This is a genomic window from Streptomyces coryli, from assembly GCF_011044975.1.
GTDB classification, from domain to species: domain Bacteria; phylum Actinomycetota; class Actinomycetes; order Streptomycetales; family Streptomycetaceae; genus Streptomyces; species Streptomyces coryli.
In genome coordinates this window covers 1-5,495 of sequence record NZ_JAAKZV010000375.1, presented here as the reverse complement: position 1 = coordinate 5,495, position 5,495 = coordinate 1, and the positions used below count along the sequence as shown (strand labels likewise).

The following is a 5,495-nucleotide window of genomic DNA, read 5'->3' as shown; positions in this document are numbered from 1 at the left end:
CCCCGCGGCTCCCCCGCCGCCGCCCGCTCCGGCCCGGGCCACCGCGCAGACGCCGCCGCCTCCGCCGGCCGGCCAGCAGGCGGCTCCGTTGCCGCCACCCCCGCAGGCGGCCGCGGCTCCGGCCGCGGCTGCCGGCTCCGGGAAGATCAACCTGGACAAGGGCCGGGTCAACCTCCAGAAGAACCAGACCGTCTCCCTGGTCAAGGGCGGCCAGCCGTTCCTCTCCTCGGTCAAGATGGGCCTCGGCTGGGAGCCGGCCTACGGCGGCGGCCGCCGCGCCAAGTCCATCGACCTCGACGCCTCCGTCATCGCGTACGGCCCGCAGCGCAACAAGGTCGACGCCTGCTTCTTCGGCAAGCTCCAGATCCTCAACGGCGCGGTCCAGCACTCCGGCGACAACCTCACCGGCGAAGGCGCCGGCGACGACGAGGTCATCACGGTGCACCTGGGCGGCCTCCCGCCGGACGTGACGGGCCTGGTCTTCACGGTCAACTCCTTCTCCGGCCAGAAGTTCACCGACGTAGCCAAGGCCTACTGCCGCCTCCTCGACGCCCAGACCAACGAGGAACTGGCCCGCTTCGACCTCACGGGCTCCCAGCCCAACACGGCGGTCCTCATGTGCAAGCTCATCAAGCAATTCAGCGGCGAATGGGAAATGACCGCAATGGGCCAGTACTTGGACGGCCGCACGGTCCGCTCCCTGATCAAGCCGGCGGCAGCGGCGCTGTAACCACGCGACCCAGCGGCCGCCGCCCACCCCAGCGGCGGCGGCCGCCTCGCTCGTCGGCTAGGTGCCGGCGACCTTCTTCAGCACGGCCTGGCGAGTGGACTCGCGGCCGACGACGAAGACCGAACGAATCGGGCTCTTCGTGGAGTTGGCGGCCGACACCGGCCCCGTCGGGTCCGTGGGCTTCGCGCGCTCTTCGCTGTCGTACTCGACATACATCGTGCTCTTGCCGCACGCCAGGTCCAACCAGGTGGCCGGATTGGTCGACCCCGGTGTGGTCGCGGACTCGTAAGGTCCGCCTGGCACAGGGTCATCACTCTCGTCATCGGGGAACCCAGCCCCTACCTGGATGGTGCCCCCATCCTTCCCGGGGTTGGGGCTGGTGACGTAAACGCCGCAGTTCTTCCCCTCCGTGTAGAAGAACAGCCGGACCTTGCCCGCCTGCGCGGCCGCGATCACCCGGCCACCGTCCAGGGCGACTCTCTCAGCCACCTCCGAAGCGCCCTTCCCCCGCAAGGCGATTTCCTGGTATCCGGTCAGGCGCGGCCCCGCCGACGGCGAGTCGGACGAGGACGGGCCGCCCTCATCCCCGTCCCCCAGAAGCGACACGAGCGTGATACCGCCGAAGACACCGACGGCAATGGCGACAGCAACACGCCACATGACGGTCTTACGCAATTTTCCCCCCGGTAGTCGCGGTCGGGGGACCGTAACACGACGTCGCTTTTGACTTCCCGTCACACGCCCGTCTCCCTACACTCCCGCGCATGTCGCGACGCAGCAGGCTCACAGGGGGAACGGCGCTGGTGACCGGGGCCGGGAGCGGGATTGGTGAAGCAAGTGCACTGCGTCTGGCGGTGGATGGGTGGAGTGTGGTGGCCGCCGATGTGGATGGCGCGGCGCTCGAGGCGTTGCGGGGGCGGGACGAGCGGATCGCTGTTGAGCGGTGTGATGTCCAGGACGCCGACGCCGTGGGGGCGTTGGCCAAGGCGGTCGGGCCCGTAGACCGGCTCGTGCACGCCGCCGCCGTGTCGTATCTCGGGTCGGCGCTCGGTCAGGAACGCGCGGAATTCGACGCGATCTGGCGGATCAATTTCCTGGGGACGGTGCAGATCGTACGGGCGGTGGTGCCCGGCATGGCCGAGCGCGGGCGCGGTGAGGTCGTGTTGTACTCCTCGCTCGGCGGCTGGGTCCCCGCCCGTAAGCTCGCGGCCTATGCGTCGTCCAAAGCCGCGGTCAACGCATTCGCCGACGTGCTCGACCAGGAATGCCGAGGCTCAGGCGTCGCGATCCGCTGCGTATGCCCGAGCCAGGTGGACACGCCGCAATACCGTCGCATCGCCGCCGAAGACCCCGCCGCGACGGCGCACCGCGCCGGGATGCCGGTCGCTGCCGTGGTCGAGGAGGTCGAGCGGTCGCTCGGGCGGAAGGGGCTGTATGTGTTTCCGGGCGCTGCGGCCAAGGTGACGGTGCGGCTCAAGCGGCATGTTCCGGGCATTTTCGGCAGGATCCTGGAACGCGAGACGCGTTGAGTCCGCGAGCCCCGGCGGAGGCGTTTCTTCCGCCTATTTTTTGGGTAATTGCTTTCCTCAGGTAGGCAATTCCGCAGCGAATTCTGCGATATTGAACACACTCACTGAGCAGCCCCCTTCAACTAAACTGTCATCAACCTGAATCGCTCAATGACGAACGAGAAGGGGATGACATGCTTGCTCACGCGATACTCGCCGACGGAGACGTCTCGGGCTCCCTCCGCTCCATCGGCGGACCCATCGGATACGGAATGGCCGCCATCGGCCCCGGCATCGGAATCGGCTACATCTTCGGGAACGGCGTCCAGGCCATGGCCCGGCAGCCCGAAGCCACCGGCATCATCCGCCAGAACATGATTCTGGGCTTCGCCTTCTGCGAGGCCCTGGCGCTCATCGGCATCGTCATGCCGTTCGTGTTCAGGTAGCCCGCCGACCGCCGAATTCCCAGTCGTGGACCTCGATTTCCGCATACGGATCCGGGGAAAGCACCGCGCGTGCCGCCTCCGGATCCGGCGCCCGCAGCAGGGCAGCGACCCCCAGCTGCAGGGTGCCGTCGTCGGACAGCAGAGGTCCGTAAGCGATCAGCTCGTCCCGGTCGGCCGGCGGCGCCACGGGGCCGGCGTCCGGCGCCAAGCCGAGGCCGAGCACCAGATAGCGGTTGCCGCCGGTCCGGCCACCGGGGAAGTCCCACATCGTGCGTCCCAGCAGATTGCGCCAGCGGCGCAGCAGTACGTCCCGGTACGCGCCCGCCTGATATCCCGGCTCGTCGAAGGCGAACGCCCGGGCGGCCGCGGCGTCCGGCAGGTCGACGATGTGCACGCTGCCGGTCGGGGTTTCCCCGTCGGCGGCGAACGTCGGGCCGCGGGCGATCAGCTCCTTCGCGTATCCATCCATATAGGACCAGTGCTCCTCCAGCAACTCCATGCGGAGCGCCAGGGAATCGGCCCGGTCGCGGTGATAGCAGAAGAACTCCATGCCCACACTCTCCCCGAGAGTGTCCTGGCAGCGCACGCGGGGGCTTGCGATGGAGTGCGCTCCAACGCCCAGACTCCCTCGCAGCGGCACCCGGTGAGCGGGGCCGCGGCGAGGGGAGAGCCATGAAGTACCGCGTGATCGGGGCCGGTTCGGCCCACCGGCGTGAGGTGAGCGTGCTGAGCCTCGGCGCCATGCTGTTCGGTACGAGGACGGACGAGGAGACGGCGTACGCGATCCTCGACCGGTACGCCGAGGCCGGCGGCACCTTCATCGACACGTCGAACAACTACGCCTTCTGGGAGAACGGCTCCCAGGGCGGGCAGAGCGAAACGGTGGTCGGGCGGTGGCTGCGCAGCCGCGGGGTCGGCGACGAGATCACCGTCGCCACCAAGCTGGGCGCCCGCCCGCTCGCGCCGGGCACCGGCTACGTCGACAACGCCGAGGGGCTGTCGGCGAAGGTCATCCGCGAGCAGGTGGCGGTGAGCCGGGAGCGGCTCGGGATGGACCGGCTGCACCTGCTGTACGCGCACATCGAGGACCCGGCGACGCCGCTGCGGGAGACGGTGGAGGCCTTCGCCGAGCAGGTCGGCGAGGGGGCGGTGGGGCTGCTCGGGGCGAGCAACCACTGGACCTGGACGGTCGAGCGGGCGCGGCGGATCGCGGCGGAGGGCGGGCTGCCGGGGTACGACGTGCTGCAGTACCACCACACGTACCTGCGCGGTCGCACCGATCTCCCGAGCGAGCTCTCGCCGGACGGCAGCCCGGGAGCGGCCGGCGGCGACCTGCTCAGCTACGTACGCGATGAGCCCGAGCTGACGCTGGTGGCCTACTCGCCGCTGCTGCGGGGCGCGTACACCCGCGCCGACAAGCCGCTGGAACCGGAGCTGGACCACCCGGGCACGCCGCGGCGGCTGGCGGCCCTGCGCGAGGTGGCGCAGGCGACGGGCGCGACGGTGAACCAGGTGGTGCTGGCGTGGCTGATCGGCGGGGACGTCCCGGTGGTCCCGCTGATCGGCGCCTCGTCGGTGGCGCAGTTGGAGGAGAGTCTGGCGGCGGCGGACCTGGAGCTGACGGCGGAGCAGCGGGCGCGGCTGGACCGGGTGCGCTGAGCGGCGGCTCGGCGGGTAGGGGGTGGGGGAGTGATCGGGTAGGGCGACAGGGAGGGGCTGGACGTGGCGTACGACGTGGTCATCGCCGGTGGCGGGGTCATCGGGCTGGGAATCGCCTGGCAGGCGGGCGTGCGGGGATTGCGGGTCGCGGTGGCCGATCCGGCGCCGGGAAGCGGGGCCACGCACACCGCCGCCGGCTTGCTCACGCCCGTCGGTGAACTCGCCTACGACGCCGAGCCGTTGCTGCGACTCGGGATCGCCTCGCGGCTCCGCTACCCGTCCTTCATAGCCGAGCTCGAGGAGCTGACCGGCGCCGATACGGGGTATCGGGCGGACGGCATCCTCGAGCCCGCTCTTGACGACGCGGGCCTGGCGTATCTGGAGGAGTTGCGCCGCTTCCAGGCGTCCCTGGGCGTCGCGAGCCGGATCCTCGACGCGGCGGAGTGCCGCGAGCTTGAACCCGGCCTCACGCCCCGGGTGCGCGGCGGGCTGCTCTCCCCCGAGGACGGCAGCATCGACCCGCGCCGGCTCGTCCCGGCGCTGCTCGCGGCGGCGCTGAAGACCGGCACCACGCATTACGAGCAGCCGGTCGCCGCGCTGCTGAGCGAGGGCGGCCGGGCGGCGGGGGTGCGGCTGGCGGACGGCCGGGAGGTGCGTGCGGGCCGTACGGTGCTGGCCGCGGGCAGCGGCATGGGTGCGATCGACGGGGTACCGCCGGGCGTCGTCCCGACCATCCGCCCGGTGAAGGGCCAGACAGTGCGGCTACGGGCCCCGGCGCCGTATCTCGGCCGCGGCCTGCGCGGCGTGGTGGACGGCTCGCGGGTGTACGTGGTGAGCCGCAGCGACGGCGAACTGGTCATCGGCGCCACGCAGGAGGACGCCGGCTACGACACGACGGCGTCGGCGGGGGCGGTACGTGAACTCCTCACGCGTGCGGAGGCGTTGCTACCTGGCATCGAGGCGCTGCCTTTTACGGGCACCACGGCGGGACTGCGGCCGGCGTCGCCGGACGACGCGCCGGTGGTGGGGCCGACGGTGCTGCCGGATCTGGTGGTGGCGAGCGGGCACTTCCGTAATGGGGTGCTGTTGGCGCCGGTGACGGCGGATGTGGTGGTGGGGGCGCTGGTGGATGGGCGGGTGTCGAATGTGGGG

Annotated in this window: 7 protein-coding genes; 5 read left to right on the top strand and 2 right to left on the bottom strand. The window is 70.9% G+C overall.

Going from position 1 to position 5,495, the window contains the following annotated elements; translation table 11 throughout:
• Positions 1–730: TerD family protein (locus G5C51_RS39555; RefSeq protein WP_165245373.1), on the top strand; the 730-nt coding region annotated here is incomplete at its 5' end.
• 57 nt (positions 731–787) lie between these two features.
• Here the strand turns inward: G5C51_RS39555 and G5C51_RS39550 are convergent.
• On the bottom strand, positions 788–1,405 hold the full coding sequence (locus tag G5C51_RS39550; protein WP_165245371.1) for a hypothetical protein: 618 nt from the start codon (positions 1,403–1,405) through the stop codon (positions 788–790).
• An 89-nt stretch (positions 1,406–1,494) separates the two neighbouring features.
• Between G5C51_RS39550 and G5C51_RS39545 the strand changes: the two genes are divergently transcribed.
• Together G5C51_RS39545 and atpE are read left to right on the top strand one after the other, a co-directional pair.
• A complete protein-coding gene (locus G5C51_RS39545; protein ID WP_165245369.1) occupies positions 1,495–2,259 on the top strand; it encodes an SDR family NAD(P)-dependent oxidoreductase in 765 nt (254 codons plus the stop codon).
• 173 nt (positions 2,260–2,432) lie between these two features.
• The gene (gene atpE / locus G5C51_RS39540) at positions 2,433–2,684 is read left to right on the top strand and encodes an ATP synthase F0 subunit C (RefSeq protein WP_165245367.1); all 252 of its coding nucleotides are present in this window, start codon (positions 2,433–2,435) and stop codon (positions 2,682–2,684) included.
• On the opposite strand, the gene G5C51_RS39535 is transcribed toward atpE, so the two are convergent.
• Positions 2,677–3,234, bottom strand: a complete 558-nt coding sequence (locus G5C51_RS39535) for a YciI family protein (RefSeq protein WP_165245365.1) — start codon at positions 3,232–3,234, stop codon at positions 2,677–2,679. The two genes, atpE and G5C51_RS39535, sit on opposite strands and share 8 nt — an antisense overlap.
• Positions 3,235–3,356: 122 nt before the next feature.
• Here G5C51_RS39535 and G5C51_RS39530 point away from each other — a divergent pair, with 122 nt between their 5' ends.
• Positions 3,357–4,343 carry an aldo/keto reductase gene (locus tag G5C51_RS39530; protein ID WP_165245363.1) on the top strand — a complete coding sequence of 329 codons (987 nt, stop codon included), beginning with the start codon at positions 3,357–3,359 and terminating at the stop codon, positions 4,341–4,343.
• 63 nt (positions 4,344–4,406) lie between these two features.
• Positions 4,407–5,495, top strand: a 1,089-nt coding sequence (gene thiO / locus G5C51_RS39525; protein WP_165245361.1) for a glycine oxidase ThiO, incomplete at its 3' end; no start/stop codon positions are given.